Origin of the sequence: Bifidobacterium sp. N5G01 (assembly GCF_002742425.1) — a bacterium.
Taxonomy (GTDB): Bacteria; Actinomycetota; Actinomycetes; order Actinomycetales; family Bifidobacteriaceae; genus Bifidobacterium; species Bifidobacterium hominis.
Genome location: NZ_NJNP01000001.1, coordinates 491,011 through 509,216, shown reverse-complemented (window position 1 = coordinate 509,216; position 18,206 = coordinate 491,011). Strand labels below are relative to the sequence as shown.

Sequence of the window (18,206 nt, the reverse complement as noted above, 5' to 3'; positions counted from 1 at the left end):
GCGTTCGAAAGTCCTGATTCTCCAGTGAGCGGGGGAATGCTCCGTTGGAACTTCCGTTGGTGCTTTTTGGCGCTTTTGTTGGGTCGAATAGGGTGAGATGGGATGAAAGGGAAGGCGGATTATTATACGATGCGGCGGTCGGCGGCCCAGCGGGTGAGTTCGGTGCGGTTTGACAGCTGCAGTTTGCGTAGTACGGAGCTGACGTGCGTTTCCACGGTTTTGATGGAAATAAACAGTTCCGCAGCCACTTCCTTGTACGTGTAGCCGCGTGCGATCAGGCGCATGACTTCCTGCTCACGGTTCGACAAGCGGTCCAGCTCGTCATCGTGGATCGGTCCGCTTGCAGAGCCGCCCATGCCAGTCGGTGAGCCATTTTGGAAAGCGGACAGCACGAATCCCGCCAATTTCGGCGAAAACACGGCATAGCCCTCATGCACTTGCTTGATGGAAGAAATCAAATCATCGCCGGAAATCGTCTTTGTCACATAGCCTTGCGCTCCGGCACGAATCACCGAACCGACATCCTGCGGCGAATCAGACACCGACAGTGCCAGAAACACGGTATTAGGGGAGTATGCGCGCGATTTCACGAGAATTTCAGCTCCGCCGCCACCCTCGCCACCGGGAACATGCACATCAAGCAGCACCACATCCGGCTTCGTCTGCGCGATCATCGCCACCGACCCCTCGACATCGGCCGCTTGTCCGACGATGTCGAAATGCGGCTGCAGCGTTGCGATAACGCCTGCACGGAACATTTCATGATCGTCAACGATGGCGATGCGGATCTGCTGTTCCTGCTCGTTCATTGCTGCTCCTCGAAATGGTTGGTAGGTTGATTGCTGAATTGATTGGTACGTTGATTGTTGGATTGACGGTTATGGTGATTGGGAAAATCGGTTTGTTGTGAGTTGCTTTGCGATTCGTGCGATTGCTGCGCATTCGTGTCGGCGGCTGTGGTTGCGGATGCGGGCATGTCTGCGATTGGCATATGCATGCGCACCTCCGTGCCCCATTGCGGTCTCGATACTATCTCCACTGTACCGCCACGACGCTTGATTCGTCCGATAATCGATTCACGAATGCCAAGGCGATTCGCGGGGATGGCATTCACGTCAAATCCGTTGCCATGGTCGCGTACGAATACTTCCACCAATTTGCTGCTTGCCTCGCAGTAGACGGAAATCGGCTCGCCTCCATGCGTCACCGCATTGATAAGCGCCTGTTGCGTGGCATCAAGCAGCGCATCGGTTTGCGCGCTTGGACGTGCGTCGCCCACCGTCACCACTTCGATCGGCTTGCCATGCGTGTCTTCCACATGTGCGGCGATCTCTTTCAAACCGGCGTTCACGGAACGGTCAGACGTGGTGCGTTCCTGATACAGCCATTCACGCAATTCGCGTTCCTGCGAGCGTGCGAGCGAAAACACCGTCTGCTGATCATCGGCATGCAACTGAATCAGCGCCAACGTTTGCAGTACTCCATCATGCAGATGTGCGGTCATGTCGGCACGTTCCTCTTCGCGTTCCTTCAACGCGCGTTCCGTACCCAAATCGCGAATCAGTGCCATAATCCATGGCACAATCGCAAGCAATGCGCCAATCAGCAGTGCCAAACCGGCGCACAGTATGCGAATCATGGAAAACGCGTCAAAATGCATGCAGGAACTGACATACAAAGCGTATGCGGCGAAAATAATCGCAATACCGCCAAGCATCGTCCATAACTGACCTTCTTCGGCATTGAAACGCAACCAGGAGACGCCGATGCCGACCAGACCAAGCAGCAGGGGCACAATCAGAGTGCGTTCAACACCGCCTGCAAACATGACGAAACAGATGGAAAGCAGCATCAGACCAGCTAATGCAAGCAAAGCGGGTTTTGGTGCTTTCTTCAGTGTCTGTGAAAGGTTTTCGCTGGAAGATTGCGTATCGCCATGCGTTCCGTCGTTGCGATCAGTCGTATCTTCAAAAGATGGTGGTTGCGGGTGCGGACCATCTTGCGTAGCTGTAAAAGATTGATATTCCGGGGAAACGGGATATGTTCCGTACGGCATGTTGCCTCTGGAAAGTGGTGCCTGCCATGGCGAACGCTTGCCGGCAATAGTGTACGTCTGCTGTACGGGGTCTCCTATGGGAAGTGCCATCCACAGGAAAATGTAGGTGATCAGTCCTGCGCCGAACAGACATGTGGTGGCGAGGAAAAACAGGCGCACCCATAGCACGGCAATGCCCAAATGCATGCTGATCGCCTTGCATACGCCAGCTCCCATGCGTCCGTATGGAGGGCGCATCAACGGCAGTTTGGCCGGCTGCGTCGGCATTGGACGTCCCTCATGCAGGGCTTGATCGCAGCAGTAGCGCATATACACGGCGCTCGCCTGGTCGTATTGGCTTTGCGTATACCACGGTTTTCCTAAGGATTTCATACTTCTATTGTGCCCTGTGAGGGATGCCGTTTCAGGGCATTCATATAGTGTTCAGGGCAGATTCAGGGTGTTCCCCGATACGTGTGGCATGTGCGAGTTGCTGTAATGGAACCATGAGCAATGTAAATAATGGTCCGTTGGGTGATCGCGGCAACGCAGGGCCGCAACCCGCTGCTGGACAACCGTATCATCGGCAGCCTGCGTACGGTTCGCCGCAACCTTCCCGCGGTGGCCGTTTCTTCGCGTGGATTCGTTCCAGCCAGGTCAAGCGTGGACATGACCGTTGGATTGGCGGCGTGTGCGATGGCATAGCACGTCGTCTTGGTTGGAATACCACGTTGGTTCGTGCGCTTATGGTGGTTGCCACACTGTTTTTCGGCGCGGGTGCCGCGTTCTATGGCCTGGCGTGGTTTGTGCTGCCGGATGAGCGCGACAATCAGATTCTTGCTGAGGATTTGATTAACGGCAAGTGGGATTGGAATTGCATTGGCGCGCTGTTGTGCTGCCTTGTTGCCATCTGTTTGCCGGGGGCAGGATGGTTTGCTTTCGCATTGGCCGCGTTGGTGCTGTGGCTTCTGCTCAATAGGCAGATTTATGCGCCGAATGTTCCTCCAAATCAGTGGCAGCAGCCCCCGTATGGTCAGGCTCCGTACGGTCAACCGCAATATGGTCAGCCTCAATATGGAAGTCCTTCGTACGGACAGCCGGTGCCTCCTGCATCGCCGTCTCCAGCGCAATCGAATCCTTATACTCAGCCGATGCAGACGAGCGGCGCATATAACGGGGTGGCCAACACGGCTTCGTCACCGGAATCGCAATCGCATCAGCCCCAACGCCTTCAGCCTCAACAGCCTCCATATCATGCCTACCAACAGCAGGTCAATGGTCCGGCCGCTTTTGCCACGGCCAATGTTCCTCCAACATTCACCGCTCCGGCGGCCCCGGTAGCGCAGGCGCCTACGTCGCCAAGATATGGACGTCGCAAGCCAGCCGGTCCGCTGCTGGTGTTGGTGATGTCCGGTCTTGCGATGATCGCATGCGCACTATGCGTATGGTGCATTATGACGTACGGCGTTCAAGGCGGGCAGCGGGGCACCGAATACACGTTGCAGGCATGCGCGGCATTCGTCGGTGGCATCTGTCTGGTGACGGGAATCGTTATTATCGCGCTCGGATTCGCGGGCAGAAGAACGGGAGGATTGCATCCTCTGACATGGATATCAATATTCATGTCGTTGGTCATGGTGATGGCTTTGGCGGGTTATTCGCTGCTCAGCTATCGGATTAACACGGGCATTCCCTTATCCTACAAGAGGGTCAATGTGTCGGGAATGATCACCATGGGTTCCACCGCCAGTGAAATGAGCGAATACGAGCAGGGCATCGTCGCGCAAGGCAATGATTACGCCACCGACGTGCTGCATATCGACTTAAGCGATTACGCGAAAAACAACGGTCCGCACAAAGTGGATCTTCAGGATGGCACACAGGGCACGACTTCCTGCCCTACAGGAACGTTGAATGTGGTGGCCTCAAGCGCACAGGTCGTGGTGACCTTGCCGAACGGCTGCTGGTGGGCGTTCGGGTCTGACGGTAATTTCTACAACATCACCGATTTCGTCGGCAGTTCGGACGGGCTCACGTTGGATTCCGGCAATATCTATGTCTCGCTTATGGGCAACGATTCCACGAAATCGGTAGTGAAAAAGCGTGCGCTGGGAACTTACGATCGGAGTTGCGGCTCGTACGGAGACGAATCCGGCATCGAGGATTTCGATGATGAGACCGATACGGAAGATGGCATGGATACCGGCGCCGATTCCACTAGGACCGATTCCCCCTTCAAAGACGGGAATGTAGATAAGGCCTACCGCGAAATCTACGACAATCATCAATATTGGCCGTGCTTCACCGATGATGGCAAGGCTCCGGTCATGCCAACCGGACTGCAGATCAATACTATGGCAACGGTCGGCGGCAGCGTCGCGGTGCAGTATGCGTCCGACAACACATTGGGCAAAGCGGGAAAGGAGTGACCATGGGCGACGACAAGACCCAGGAAATGCCGGTCATGGCTGATGCCGGAGATATGCCTACCGAAACGTTGCATACCGTGGATGCGCAGTCCACGTATGATCAGTCGCAGCACAGTGGGCGTGCAACGCAGGATGATAAGCCGCGCGTGGAATCCGTTCCAGCGCAAAGCGTTCCGACCTATACCGCTTCGGCAGCCGGCGCGAATGGCGGGCACAAGAATCGGCAGATTGGAGACGACATCATCAGACCTTCCGGAAGAAGCGGTTCGACCATCGCGCTCGGCGTGTTCACGTGCTTCATGGGGGTGGTGACGCTGCTTTGCGGCATGCATGTGCCAATGAATCTCTGGTGGTGGGCCAGCGATCCGAAACAGTTCTTCGTATTCCTGCTCGGAGGCATCGGCGTGCTGCTTATCGCCGTCGCCGTGATCTGGGCGATAGTCAGCGCGGTGCATTCAAACCGATCCAAGAATGGAGGCGATGCGGACAGCGACGATCCATTCGACGCTCCCCATAGCTCGGATGCCACGGCCTTTTCGACTGATTCGGATAAGTCGCCGCTTTCGGAACGATCATGAGAATCAGCTGAATAACCCCTGATATCAGCCGCACCAACGAAATCGAGGCTGACATCGCAAACAAATACGTGACCACCATGGCATGACCAAATCCAACACTTGCTTTTCCATCTTGACGTTGGATTTTGGTCGTACCATGGTGGTCATTTTTATGGTGATGTACGGGGCTTACTGCAGTTTTCAGTAATTGTCACGGTGTGTTTTCACTGTGTTTACTGTGCGGCCTCAGCCTGTGCCAAATCCTCAAATCCAGCCAAACGAACCGTATTGCGAATCGTCTCTTCGGTGAGATTGCGCCGCTCATGCCGCAAACGCTCCACAAAATCGTGGTACAATGCCACGGTACGGTCGGAATAGGTGCCCAATTCGCCGCGCAGATACGTTTCGAACGACGTGGTCTCTGGCGTATCTTCGACAGTGGTCAGCACACGCATCGCCTCGCCGAGATGAGGAAAACGCTCACGAAAATCTCGCGCCCACGACACCTGAACTGTTATGATGCCTTCCTGCAAGACGTTGCGATTCGCGGAAATCCGGGGAATATACGGCGCAATGTTTGCACAATACTCCTGTGGATATGTGGATTGCATCATGCGACCATACTTTTCCGTCACCAAATTACGTCCCACACGGTCGGCTTCCTGCAAGTCCGACCGGTAACTGCGCAGCAATTCCTCTGGCCACGTCATGAACTGACTGGCACGCATCTGATGAAACATCGGCCAATTGCCTTGGCAGGACGCGCGGCCGCCCTCATTATTGGTTTGCTGAAACTGATTCCACTCCAGTTTGATAATGGATTCAACAATATTCGTTGTATTGGAAGCATCCATTGCATCTGGAATTACGGTGTCGTTCATATGTTTTCGATTCTTGATTTTGTCTGATTATTGCTCTGATTTGCAATGCTTGCGATGGATTTTTTGATTGCAGACACGTCACAGGCTGTGCAGACAGCTCGCGTCGGACTTGATATGGTTCTCAACATACGGCCGCTGCCATTCCACAAACGTTTCGTGGGATTCGGTCAATCCCTCCCGCAGCAATTCATCCACAACATCACTGCAGATGCGCTCAACAGTGGCGATAATGTGCTTTGCCGCAGGCTTCGCACCCTTGCCGCCCTCACCGAAACCGACACCACCGAAACATGCGGCGGAACTCAATCGCAATATGTCTTCCAACTGTTCGCACACGCCGGCCAGCCTTGTTGCCATACGGCGGCTCAGCTTGCGCATGGCAGCAAACTGCCATTTGTAATACGGCAGATACCCAACGCTCACCGGCTCATTGATCAGAAACATCAACGAAGCCGTGGCGTTCACGAACTCATGAATGCTCAACATCGCAGCAGCACCATCGCCACGTTGCAGCATGCGCGGCAGATTGTATTGCCCCGCCTGAGCCATCATGCCCAAACGGCGGGAAATCAAGGAAAGTCGAACATCTTCCGGCATGAACTTGAACCCCTGCCGAGTCTTGGAAAACACCCCCAACGGATCAGCGAACACCTGACCGTTTGTGGCAGTGGCCAACGTATCTTCCTGCAAACTTAGCCAAGATGCAACATCGTTCTGCGCCGGAGCCTCACGAAACAGCGTGATCCGCTCGAAGAAATCACCGATACGAAACACGCCATCACGGCGGAACTCGCCTTGCGCACGCGGCGTAAGTGGCGATTGAGAGGCGACGCGAGCGTCGGAATTAGCCGAACCATGCCCTGCAAAATGCGGCTTGCCCTGCTCGTCAACAGTGAAATCACGACTCAACGCATCGTAATCAGCCTGCAATTGCTCGCCAATCGCATCATAATCCTCATCGGTAAGCCACAGGCAGAAACGTGGCGCGAAATCATGATCGCGCGACAACTCATCGTCGAAACCGAAACATTCCGAACCATAACCGACCAAACCTGCGGCAATCCGCCCCTGATATGCCGAATATGCGCCGGCAACCAACGGTTTGCCGAGATCATTCCAGAATGCGCGAGACAAAGCAAGTCCTGAAATATGGTGAGAAATCGCAGGAATCGAAGATGCGCCGGATTCCGTCATATAGTGCGGTTCACTTGATTTCTGAGATTCGATTGATTTCGGTGAATGCTGAGATTCCAAGGATTCTTGCGATTCTTGATATTCTTGCGATTCCCGCGTCTTATGCGATAACGACATGTGCTTATGCAACGCCTGTTTTGCCACTTCAAGATTGACTGCAGTCGTGTGATAGTAGTCGGTGTTGCGTCCGTAGCATTCCTCTATCACGCTCAACGCATGTTCATAGCCGGAAACCGCGTCTTGCAGGCAGTCGGCCATATAGCATGCCTGCGCATAGCCGGCCAGTGCCGAAGCATAATGCGCACTATGTTCCAAATGCCCGGTACGGTAGATTGTCAACGCTTTCTGGGCGTGCTGCATGGCGTCGCCCGCCCAATGCCGGTCCATCTGCAGGAGCAGCAACGCGAGATTGGTGTGCGTGGAGGCAACGTCGATATCGGCGCTCGCATCGGGGGAGGACTGCTCCAACAGTTCCAGCGCCTGTTCCAGCTCGCGCTTCGCCTGATTGAGACGACCGGTTTCGCTGTACAGCATGGACATGTTGTTGTGCAGCGCGGCCAGTCGTCGGTCGGTGGGGGAGAAGGCGGACGTGGCCGCGTCAAGCGCCTGACGGTACAGCTGTTCGGCCTCCTCGTACTGGCCTGCGGCTCGCATGCCCGTGGCCGCGTTGATCAGCGTCGTAGCCCACGCCTGCGGGTCGATTTCCTGAAGATGCAAATGATCCGCAATGCTTAACGATTCGCGGATAATCGGCAGATTGTCGGTATGGCGACCTTGCGAACGGTAAAACCCCATCGTTTCGTTCAACACCGTCAGCAAACCGGCGTCATCATGACTGTGTTCGGCTTCGGTTCGTGCCTTCTGCAGATACGGTTCAGCCTGTTCAGGAGCCTTATGCGCATCGAAAATCGCATCAAGACCACGCAAAAATCGTTGTACATCAAATGTTGCGCAACCGTCATCGCAATTATTCATATTCAGATTGACATCACTGTCTGCCATCGCAATCCCTTCATCGGTGACCTTCATCATCTCCCGAACTGCAGACGACATCGCAGATGGCGAAACAACGAAAGATGGGGAACATGCGATACGTCGTAAAAAGAACAACGGGATATCTCAGCATAATAATTGTGATGAGATATCCCGTTACATAACATAAATAATCGAAATAACTGACTGTCGAATGTCAGACGTGCACTTTGCGCAGGCGCTTCATAGCGCCCGTATGTGTTTCGTAACGACGCGAATACGTGACCAGCATGATCACTGCAATCAACGCGATCGGAGCGCCGGCCAAACCGGTGTAATGGTAGTTCATGGCGGTTGCGGTCAACGCGGCGCCGCCAACGATCGAACCAACCGCATTGCCGAAATTGAACGCGATCTGTACGGCTGCACCCGCAATCAGCTCGCCGCCGCCTTCACCGGCCTGCACCATCAACAACTGCTGCGGAGACGAGTTGAAAAACAGTGCGAAACCAAGCATGAACGTCAACAATGCAGTCGTAACGAGATTGCCGGGAACGAAAAACACCAACAGCAAACCAACCGTGGCAATAGCCTGCGAAAGACCAGCAGTGGCACCTGGCTTCCACAAATCAGTCAAACGGCCGCCAGCAATACCGCCAAGCACCATGCCGAAACCAGCAAGCACCATTAACAGGGGAACCATCGAGGAATTCCATCCACCGACCTTTTGCAGCCACGGCGAAATGTAGCTCCACCAGCAGAAAATACCGGAATTACCGCAGAACACCGCCATGAGAATAAACCACGGACCGGCGTGGGTGAGGAAACGGAACTGCCCTTTAATGCCAGCGTCCTTGATCGGCGCGACGAACGGCACCCACGCAATCACCAACACCATCGTCATCAACGCCCAAGCGGCAAGAATCGCAAACGCCAAACGCCACGACAGCATTTCCGAAAGCAATGTGCCTGCAGGCACACCCAACATATTGGCAACCGTCTGACCCGTCACCATCATCGACACGGACTGTGCTTCCTTGCCTTTATCGGCCAAAGTCTTGGCAATCAGCGTGGCCGTACCGAAAAACGCGCCATGCGGCAAGCCCGAAATGAAACGAGCCGCCAGCAACATGGGGGAATTGAACGAAACCGCGCTCAACGTATTGCCGACCAGCGCGATGATCATGAACAGAATAATGAGATTCTTCGGCGGTACCTTACGGCCGAACACCAGAATCAGCGTGCCCACGCACACGCCGATCGCATATGCGGAAATATAATGGCCTGCCGCAGGAATGCTGACCTGCATGGCGGCGGCTGTCTGGGGCAGAATGCCCATCATCACGAATTCTGCGGCACCAAGAATAAAGGCGCCGGAAGCCAAAGCCAGAATGCTTCTTTTCACAGTCTCTCCTCCATGAATGTGAAGCGTGTTGGTGTGCGCGATTGTTTACGCGCTTTTTTGATTTTTCAGGTGGTTGCGTCTCGCATATGCTGTTTTGCACCGCTGATGCGCTGGAAATAAAAAAGGCGGAACCGAAGTTCCGCCTTAAGTTGTCGGGCTGGCGGGATTTGAACCCGCGGCCTCTTCGTCCCGAACGAAGCGCGCTACCAAGCTGCGCTACAGCCCGTTTTGCAACAGTTGGAAATATTACACGATTGCTTAGGTAATGCAAATACGGCGTGTCGCGTGTGGTGTAGTGGCTTCTCGGTACACTGTGGGCTTATGAGTGAGACCATCGAATCGCAAGAAAATCAGAATGAAGAGGCTGCCGTTCCCGCTATGACCACGGTGGAACGTGCCGAAATGCTGCTGCAGCAGGATGCGGCTATCTACGCCAAGATCAATGACGGCGCTACCCTGGATGAAGCCGTTGATCCGGGCAATAAGGAATTCGGCCCGCTGGCGCATCCGGAGCAGGTGCAGATGCGCGTGGCCAAGCGTGCCATGATGCTTAAGGACGGCATTCAGCCGTACCCGGTGACTCTCGACGTCACCGCCACCATTGAAGAGGTTCGCGCCAAGTATGACGGCAAGCTTGAAGCCGGAGATGAAACCGAAGACGTGGTCGGCATCGCCGGTCGCGTACTCTTCCTGCGTAACGCCGGTGGCTTGTGCTTCGTGCAGCTTTCCGCTGGCGATGGCACCAAGATTCAGGGCATGATTTCCAAGAAGGAGATCGGCGCTGATTCCCTTAAGCAGTTCAAGCAGCTGGTTGACTTGGGTGACCACCTGTTCATCAAGGGTCGTGTGATTGCCTCCAAGACCGGCGAACTGTCCGTGTTCGCCACCGAATGGGCTATTGCCGCCAAGGCATTGCAGCCGCTGCCGGCCCTGCACAAGGACCTGAACGAGGATACCCGCACCCGCAAGCCGTACATCGGCATGATCGCCGATGAGAAGATGCGTAATATGGTGCGCAACCGTTCCAAGGCCGTCGCCTCCCTGCGCAAGACCTTCGCCGATCATGACTTCCTCGAGGTTGAGACCCCGATGCTGCAGACCGTGCACGGTGGTGCCGCCGCACGTCCGTTCACCACGCATATGAACGCGTTCGACCTTGACCTGTACCTGCGTATCGCGCCGGAACTGTTCCTCAAGCGCTGCCTAGTCGGCGGCATCGACCGCGTGTTCGAGATCAACCGTGACTTCCGTAACGAAGGCGTTGACGCCACTCACGCTCCGGAATTTACCATGGTTGAGGCCTATCAGGCTTACGGCAACTACGACACCATCGGCGCGCTCGTCAAGCAGCTCGTGCAAGACACCGCCATGGACGTGTTCGGCACCCACAAGGTGACGTTGCTCGACGGTTCCGAATACGATTTCGGAGGCGAATGGAAGACCATCAGCATGTATGATTCCCTCTCCGAGGCTCTTGGCGAGGAAATCGTGCCGAATGGCGGCCCGGACAATCCGGGCACTTCCGTGGAACATCTCGGTGCCATTGCCGACAAGCTTGGCGTGGAACGCGACGATGTGGAGAACCACGGCAAGCTCGTCGAACACCTGTGGGAGCACTTCTACGAAGACAAGCTGTTCGAGCCGACCTTCGTGCGTGACTTCCCGGTCGAAACCTCCCCGCTGGTCAAGGGCCACCGTTCCAAGCCAGGCGTGGTCGAAAAGTGGGATCTGTATGTGCGTGGCTTCGAGCTGGCCACCGGCTACTCCGAATTGAACGATCCGGTCGTGCAGCGTGAACGTTTCGTGGCTCAGGCCAAGGATGCGCTCGCGGGCGACGAAGAAGCCTGCGATATTGATGAGGACTTCCTTGAGGCTCTCGGCGTGGGCATGCCTCCGGCAGGCGGCATGGGCATGGGCATCGATCGACTGTTGATCGCCCTGACCGGCGCCACCATCCGCGAGACCATCACCTTCCCATTGGTGAAGCCGCTGAATTAAGGCAAAGCCTTAATTCAAAATCGGCTTCACGCGAGGCTGAAAAGAGAACAGTCCAGTGGACTGTTCTCCAGCCGGAGCCATCCTTATAAAATTGCCGCTGAATTAAGGCGAAGCACAGTTCGCAATAAACTTGATACGGACTGAAAGGGCTGACGACCTACTCGGCCGTCAGCCCCTTCTGTTTTTGGCTGGCGGCGGGTCCGCGTGCGAATCAAAAACATGATGAGCGGCCTCCGCCGTCCGAGTAGCCGCCGATTAAGAATGACGATGGTAAATTCGAATCCATATGGCTCACTCAACAATGGGGACGTCAGGAAAACTGGACCGCACATAGAATGGTGTCCATGCAAATATCGACTTGGATTCGTGGCGCTCGCCCTCAAACGCTGCCGCTGGGTCTTGCCCCGGTTCTGGTCGGCGTTGCCGCCAGTTGGCGGTGGGAGGCTTTGGGTGGCCTGCGGTCGTGCCCAGCTTTTCCGGGAAGATTGCTGGAAGAGCATGATGCTGGTGATGTGCTGGGGTATTGTGCGTTTTCTCGGCCGTGGTTTGCGGTCGTTGCGATGTTGTGCGTCGTGGTGGCGGTCGGTCTGCAGATTGCGGTGAATTATCTCAACGATTATGCCGATGGTGTACGCGGCACGGACGCCCGACGAGGCAGTGACGCCGCGGGACCTCGGCGGTTGGTCGCTTCCGGAGTGGATCCCAGTCACGTGTTGCTGGCTGCCGCGGTCGCTGCTTTAGCCGCCTGTGCCGCCGGACTGGTCGCTGTCGTCATAACTGGTCGCTGGTGGCTGATAGCGCTTGGCGCAACCTGTCTGGTGGCGGCCTGGGGATATACCAACGGTCGGCATCCTTACGGATATCGGGGTCTGGGCGAACTTGCGGCATTCGTATTCTTCGGGTTGGTTCCAGCCCTCGGCACGCAGTATGCGCTAAGCGGGTCGATCACCGTGACGGGGGTGGCCGGTTCGGTGATCTGCGGCCTGCTGTCCGTCAGCGTCATGATGGTGAATAACCTGCGCGATCTCGAAGATGACGCCGCGCACGGCAAGCGCACGCTGATGGTGCGCATCGGCAGTGGGAAGGGCAAATGCTGGTGCATGCGTGCGCTGGGATGGGCTGCTGGTCTGACGGTGGTTTTCGCCATGCCATTATCGGTGTATGCCAAACTTCTGGATCTGCTCATAAAGCTGCCTGCGGAGGTGGATCGCGACCGTTCATGCACGGAATATGGCATATGCGGTGACTGGTCGTGGGGAAACGCCGATTGGATGAGCCTTGCGGCGTTCGTATCCATCGCAGGGTGTGTGGCGATTGCTACTCGTGCCGTTGCGGCCGTCCGGCATGACCAGTGGCGTCGGGCGTTGCCATTGTGCTCGATGACCTCGTTGGTCGCAGCCGGCGCGTTCGTGCTCAATGCCTGTCAGGCCGGTTTCATGGCGTAGCTGCATCCTGCATTTACGATTTCGTCATTGAGCACCGGCGATTGCCTGATGATGCAAACGGCATGCAACAGAATGAAAATTGTTGCATGAACGTAACCAAATAATCGTCATCGACGGTTGTGTTGGGCGTGCTAGGCGGTAGACTGGCAGGTATGACTTACAAACTAGTACTGCTCCGTCACGGACAGAGCGCATGGAATAAAACCAATCAGTTCACCGGCTGGGTCGACGTCCCGCTGACCGAGCAGGGTGTCGAGGAAGCCAAGAACGGCGGCCGCCTGCTCAAGGAGAAGAACGTCCTTCCGGATATCGTTTTCACCTCGATGCTGCGTCGTGCCATCAACACCGCCAACGTGGCTCTGGATGAGGCAGATCGTCTGTGGATTCCGGTCAAGCGCAGCTGGCGTCTGAACGAGCGTCACTACGGCGCTCTGCAGGGCAAGAACAAGACCGAGATCCGTCAGGAGTACGGTGACGAGAAGTTCATGCTGTGGCGCCGTTCCTACGCCACTCCGCCGCCGGAGATCGATCCGAACGACGAGTATGCGCAGAACAACGATCCGCGCTACACCGGCGATCCGGTTCCGGAAGCCGAATGCCTGGCCGATGTGGTCAAGCGCGTTGAGCCGTACTTCAAGTCCGACATCGAGCCGGAGCTGAAGGCTGGCAAGACCGTTCTGATCGCCGCTCACGGCAACTCCCTGCGCGCCATCGTGAAGATGCTTGACAACCTCTCCGAAGAGGAGATCGCCAAGGTCAACATCCCGACCGCAATGCCGCTGCTGTACGAGCTGGACGAGAACTTCAAGCCGATCAAGCCGCGTGGCGAGTACCTGGATCCGGAAGCCGCCGCTGCTGGTGCCGCCGCTGTCGCCGCCCAGGGCCAGAAGTGAGTTTGTTGCGATTGATACGCAGGTAATCACGTTCAATCGTACGGAACGTATATGAAAAGGTGGAAATCCACAGTATGTGGGTTTCCACCTTTTTGCGTCCGGTATCTTTGTTGGGTTATTACGTCCGTCTGCCGGATGGAATACGGAACATGGGATGTGCGGCAGACGGACGTCAATCGCAATCGGCTCAGATCACGCCGTATTCCTTAAGTAACATCGGAATATCGGTGGAATCGAGCTTCTTCAGAATCTGTTTCAACACGGTCTTTTCAATGGGGTTGAGTTTCATGTCGGTAATCGGCTTGCCGTCACGCAGCATCACTGTGGCGTTGAGCAGGTTGCGTACGTCGTAGACCGAACCCCACACTTCCGGCACGCCACGGTCCACATCGCACAAGGTGTACACCGCTTCCATGCCGGTGCGCATCGAATATTCAGTGGTGAAGATCGTGTCGCGCGGGGTTTCGGCGAACTGGCCGAGGAATGCGAAATTCACGGCACCATCAGGCACCACATCAGGGCGGTCGCCGGCGGAACGAGGCATGAAGAACGCGTCGATGTATGGCATCATCACCGGAACCGTGTTCGCGTGGTTTTTGGCCAGATCTTCAATCTTTTCGACCGGTACTCCCATATGGTAGAGCCATTCCTCGCAGATCTCCTCACCCGTGCATTCCTGCATCGGCTTCTTCACATAGTTGCCGGGCTTGTCGGGGAACAGACCGTACACCCACACGCACAGCTGGTCTTTCGGCTGGTCGCGGAACTGCTGTTGACGGTTCAACGTCCAGCTCATCAGCCAGTTGGAATCCTCAACGGTTACGATGCCGCCGGTCACCACATGGCCGGTGAACGGGTCACGCTTGCAGATCTTCTGAATATACGGCGGAATTTCCATGTCAAGCGTGGTCACGGTGGCGCTCATCCACTTCGAATGCTCCGGATCGCCGCAGAACACGTCCGGGTGACCGAAACTCGGGTCTTGCTTGGCAATGCGACGCCACATGTCCCAGCCGCCGCCGGGCTTGATTTCCGGAGCCCATGCGGCCGCTTCGGTCTGCGAGCCCATGGTCGAGTTTTCCACGCAGCCACCATTGGTGATGAACACCAAGTCGTTTTCGCCCAAATCAATGCTTCGCGCGGTGCCATCCGCTTCGGTCAGGTCGATGCGCGTAGCCATTTTCTTGGTTGGCGAACTGTATGGATTGCGTACGAACACGCCGGATTCAGCCTGCTTCTTCAAAATCGTGTCTTGACCGGTGCCGGTATGCGAACGTACCGGTCCCATGCCTCCGCCAATCTTGAAATCGACATTCTCCACTTTCGCGTTGTAGTGGAACTGCACGCCGAATCCTTCCAAATACTCGATCATCGGCAGAATCATCGACTCATACTGGTTGTAACGGGTGAAACGCAACGCACTGAAGTCCGGCAATCCGCCAATATGATGAATATATCGACGGATATACAGCTTCATTTCCAACGCACTATGCCAATTTTCAAAGGCGAACATAGTGCGCCAGTACATCCAGAAATTCGAATTGAAAACCTCATCGTCGAAATAATCAGAAATTTTCTTGCCGTACAGTTCCTCATTCGGCGTGAAGAACAATTTCATGATCTCCATCGAGGCTTTGTCTGACAGATTGAATTTGCCGTTCGTGCCTGCGTCAACGCCGCGCGCTTTTGTGGAGCGGCAGAGTGAGAAGTTGGGATCTTCCTTGTTCAGCCAGTAATACTCGTCAAGTACGGAAACGCCTTCCGTTTCGATGGATGGAATGGAACGGAACATGTCCCACATCACTTCGAAGTGGTTGTCCATTTCACGGCCGCCGCGCATCACATAGCCAACGCCGGGAATATTTGCGCCATCGCAGGCGCCTCCCGGAACCGCGTCCTTTTCGAATACGTGAATGTGGCTGCCCGGCAGTTGCGCATCTCGCACCAGGTAACAGGCTGCGGTGAGTGCGGCCAAGCCGGTGCCGATGATGTACGCGTTCTTGCTGTCCATGCCTTCGGGTTTCTTCGGTCGGGCGAATGCTTCGTAATTGCCGTTGGAATAATACATGACTGCCTCCTTTGGATGTCACTGCACATATTGTGCCGCGACATTGCGTAAAAGTATATGGGCAAAAAATAGACAGATTGTTTAATTTTTCTTACGGCTTGACGAAAGTGAAATAATGCGGGAGATAGTGCTTGACGATTCGTGCTGAAAGATTGCAAAAACAAGACAAGAAGGCGGCTTCAGTGGGGAACGGAAGCCGCCTTCTCAAAAAGAAGATGAAAAAGAAGATCGCAAGAAAAAAATCAGGCGATGTCGGTGTCTTCGTCGCGGGTCGGCTCCTTGGACGGGTCGAAACCGGAGACGATGTACACCACGCGGCGAGCCGCGGACACGGCGTGATCGCCAAGACGCTCCATGAAGCGGCCGATCAGCACCACGTCGATGAGCTGCTGGTTGGTGCCGGACCAATCCGCGGACTGAGCCAGTTCAAAGGTCTTCTTGTGCAGTTCGTCGAGCTTGTCGTCGTTGATGATGATCTGTTCGGCGGTCTTGGTGTCGCGGTCAGACAGCATGGCCACGGTCTGGTCGGCGACGTCGTTCAGGAACGCCTGCATTTCGGCGAACAGCGGTTGGGCTTCGGCCGGCAGCGGGGAAGCCGGGTAGGTGCGGCGGGCGGCTTCGGCGATGTGACGGGCCAGATCGCCCATACGTTCGAAGGTGGTGGCCAAACGCATGGTGGAAACAACCACGCGCAGATCGGTGGCAACCGGGTTCTGCTTGGCCAGCAGCTTCACGCACTGGTCGACAACGCTGGCTTCGAGGGCATCGATTTCGATGTCGCCGTCGATAACGGCCTGGGCGGCTTCAAGATTCTGGTTCAGCAGCGCGTCGCCGGCACCGTTGATCGCCTTGCGCACGCCTTTGACCATGTGGTCGAGATCATCGGCAACAGCCTTGAGCTCCTCGTTGAAAATAACGCGCATGTGACTTGCCTTTCAATGCTTCATAATTTCAGGTCTGGTAATACCTTTCATAAGTCTATTAGAGAAACGCCATATTCATAACCAGCGTTTGTGTTGTTCCGTGAAAGTTCACCGGCGCGTTCACCTTGCGTTCATGAACGGGCTGTGGTGTCGTGAACATAGGAGCCGTAGGAGTATGCGAGAATGAAACCATGGTTGAATCTTTGGGCTCGTGGTGGCGTTCATTGACGCACCGCAACGACGATGATGAGCATGATGCCGATGCTGATACATTGGATGATGCCACTAATGCGTTGCTTTCCGTGCTTCCGTTGGCTTCCATTGTGATTGATGAGCATGATGAGGTGATTCGTGCGCATCCTTCCGCATATTCGCTTGGCGTGGTGCGGGACGACGTCATCATCGAAGACAGTGTGCTTCAGGCGGTGCGCGAAGTGCGCTCCTTCGGTGGCAAAAAGCAGTTCGATCTGACCACCACCACCGCGTATGTTGCGCAGCGTGCGCCGAAAGCAGGCAGGCTTTCCACTCGCCAAGCCGCGAAACAGGCGCTGATTGGGCAACAGTCAGCCAGCAAGCCCACGGCAACCGTGTCAAGGCCAAACTGGTTGAAAGTCATCGTCGGCAAACTCAGCGACAATCTTGTGGTGGTGTTGATCAGCGATGTCAGCGAAAGCGTACGATTCTCGCAGATACGCGACTCCTTCATCACCAATGTGTCCGAACAGCTGCTCAAGCCCACGCAATCGCTGGAACAGTTGGCGGATATCGTGGAACAAGGTGGAACAAGCCAGCGGGATGTTGAGCGCGACGCCATGCAATTGCGTCAGTCCTGCTCTCGTTTGGAACATATGATTTCCGACCTGCTGCTGCTTATCAAGGCGCAGGAGCCGATTCTGCCGACCGCAGACAATCGCATCAATGTGATGGGCCCGGTACGGGCTGTGGTCGACTCCCATCGTGAGGTGGCGGCGCAACGCAATATCACCATCGATATGAAGGGCGACGAAAGCTTGGAAATCAATGGCGATGCCGAACAGATTCAGGCGGCGCTTGCCAAGCTGGTTGAAAACGCCATCACCTATTCAAAGGACGGTTCGACGATCAATGTTGTGGCCAAAGCCAATGAGGAGGGCACGGAGGCGGTGATCAGCGTGCTTGATCGTGGCGCTGGCATTGCCGTTGGCGAGCAAGGCCGCATTTTCGAGCGATTCTACCGTGGTAATAATCAGAATGATCATTCTGGCGATGGTATTGGTTTGGGACTTGCGATTGTCAAGCATGTTGCGTTGACACATCATGGTTCCGCTTCAGTGTGGAGCAGTCCGGGGCAGGGGAGCACGTTCGCACTGGTATTGCCGTTGGCTGGAGAATAATACAGGGAGACAACATGATGCCCGTCTTGCTTT

The 18,206-nt window shown here is 55.6% G+C and carries 13 protein-coding genes and 1 tRNA gene; 6 read left to right on the top strand and 8 right to left on the bottom strand.

Annotated features, from left to right (window positions below; all coding sequences use genetic code 11):
• Positions 1-122: 122 nt before the first annotated feature.
• Both CE168_RS02165 and CE168_RS02160 read right to left on the bottom strand, forming a co-directional pair.
• The gene (locus CE168_RS02165) at positions 123-809 is read right to left on the bottom strand and encodes a LuxR C-terminal-related transcriptional regulator (protein WP_099570935.1); all 687 of its coding nucleotides are present in this window, start codon (positions 807-809) and stop codon (positions 123-125) included.
• Positions 806-2,428, bottom strand: coding sequence for an ATP-binding protein (locus CE168_RS02160; RefSeq protein ID WP_099570934.1), 1,623 nt, complete (start codon positions 2,426-2,428; stop codon positions 806-808). The genes CE168_RS02165 and CE168_RS02160 overlap by 4 nt, the downstream gene beginning before the upstream one ends.
• Positions 2,429-2,541: 113 nt before the next feature.
• Here CE168_RS02160 and CE168_RS02155 point away from each other — a divergent pair, with 113 nt between their 5' ends.
• Complete coding sequence (locus CE168_RS02155) at positions 2,542-4,464, top strand: PspC domain-containing protein (RefSeq protein WP_099570933.1); 1,923 nt, start codon at positions 2,542-2,544, stop codon at positions 4,462-4,464.
• 2 nt (positions 4,465-4,466) lie between these two features.
• Positions 4,467-5,042, top strand: a complete 576-nt coding sequence (locus tag CE168_RS02150) for a DUF3784 domain-containing protein (protein ID WP_099570932.1) — start codon at positions 4,467-4,469, stop codon at positions 5,040-5,042.
• Positions 5,043-5,254: 212 nt separating this feature from the next.
• On the opposite strand, the gene CE168_RS02145 is transcribed toward CE168_RS02150, so the two are convergent.
• From CE168_RS02145 to CE168_RS02130, 4 genes are all read right to left on the bottom strand, one after another.
• Positions 5,255-5,902: a DUF4125 family protein gene (locus CE168_RS02145; RefSeq protein ID WP_099570931.1), complete on the bottom strand. Its 648-nt coding sequence runs from the start codon at positions 5,900-5,902 to the stop codon at positions 5,255-5,257.
• A gap of 78 nt (positions 5,903-5,980) precedes the next feature.
• Positions 5,981-8,098 (bottom strand): DUF4037 domain-containing protein, encoded by a 2,118-nt coding sequence (locus tag CE168_RS02140; RefSeq protein ID WP_236824287.1) that lies wholly within the window; start codon positions 8,096-8,098, stop codon positions 5,981-5,983.
• Positions 8,099-8,285: 187 nt separating this feature from the next.
• A complete protein-coding gene (locus CE168_RS02135; protein WP_099570929.1) occupies positions 8,286-9,473 on the bottom strand; it encodes an MFS transporter in 1,188 nt (395 codons plus the stop codon).
• Between the two features lie 152 nt (positions 9,474-9,625).
• Positions 9,626-9,699, bottom strand: a tRNA-Pro gene (locus tag CE168_RS02130).
• A gap of 95 nt (positions 9,700-9,794) precedes the next feature.
• Between CE168_RS02130 and lysS the strand changes: the two genes are divergently transcribed.
• The 3 genes from lysS (at position 9,795) to CE168_RS02115 (ending at position 13,809) form a co-directional block, all read left to right on the top strand.
• Positions 9,795-11,471: a lysine--tRNA ligase gene (lysS, locus tag CE168_RS02125; protein ID WP_004219939.1), complete on the top strand. Its 1,677-nt coding sequence runs from the start codon at positions 9,795-9,797 to the stop codon at positions 11,469-11,471.
• 344 nt (positions 11,472-11,815) lie between these two features.
• Positions 11,816-12,916 carry a 1,4-dihydroxy-2-naphthoate octaprenyltransferase gene (menA, locus tag CE168_RS02120; RefSeq protein WP_234737621.1) on the top strand — a complete coding sequence of 367 codons (1,101 nt, stop codon included), beginning with the start codon at positions 11,816-11,818 and terminating at the stop codon, positions 12,914-12,916.
• Positions 12,917-13,068: 152 nt separating this feature from the next.
• On the top strand, positions 13,069-13,809 hold the full coding sequence (locus CE168_RS02115) for a phosphoglyceromutase (RefSeq protein WP_003808215.1): 741 nt from the start codon (positions 13,069-13,071) through the stop codon (positions 13,807-13,809).
• 187 nt (positions 13,810-13,996) lie between these two features.
• Here the strand turns inward: CE168_RS02115 and CE168_RS02110 are convergent, their stop codons facing one another.
• Positions 13,997-15,877 carry an oleate hydratase gene (locus tag CE168_RS02110; protein ID WP_099570927.1) on the bottom strand — a complete coding sequence of 627 codons (1,881 nt, stop codon included), beginning with the start codon at positions 15,875-15,877 and terminating at the stop codon, positions 13,997-13,999.
• A gap of 242 nt (positions 15,878-16,119) precedes the next feature.
• Entirely contained in the window at positions 16,120-16,800 is a 681-nt protein-coding gene (phoU, locus tag CE168_RS02105) for a phosphate signaling complex protein PhoU (RefSeq protein ID WP_004219921.1), read from the bottom strand.
• Positions 16,801-16,991: 191 nt separating this feature from the next.
• Between phoU and CE168_RS02100 the strand changes: the two genes are divergently transcribed.
• Positions 16,992-18,173, top strand: a complete 1,182-nt coding sequence (locus CE168_RS02100) for a sensor histidine kinase (protein WP_099570926.1) — start codon at positions 16,992-16,994, stop codon at positions 18,171-18,173.
• Positions 18,174-18,206: the final 33 nt, after the last annotated feature.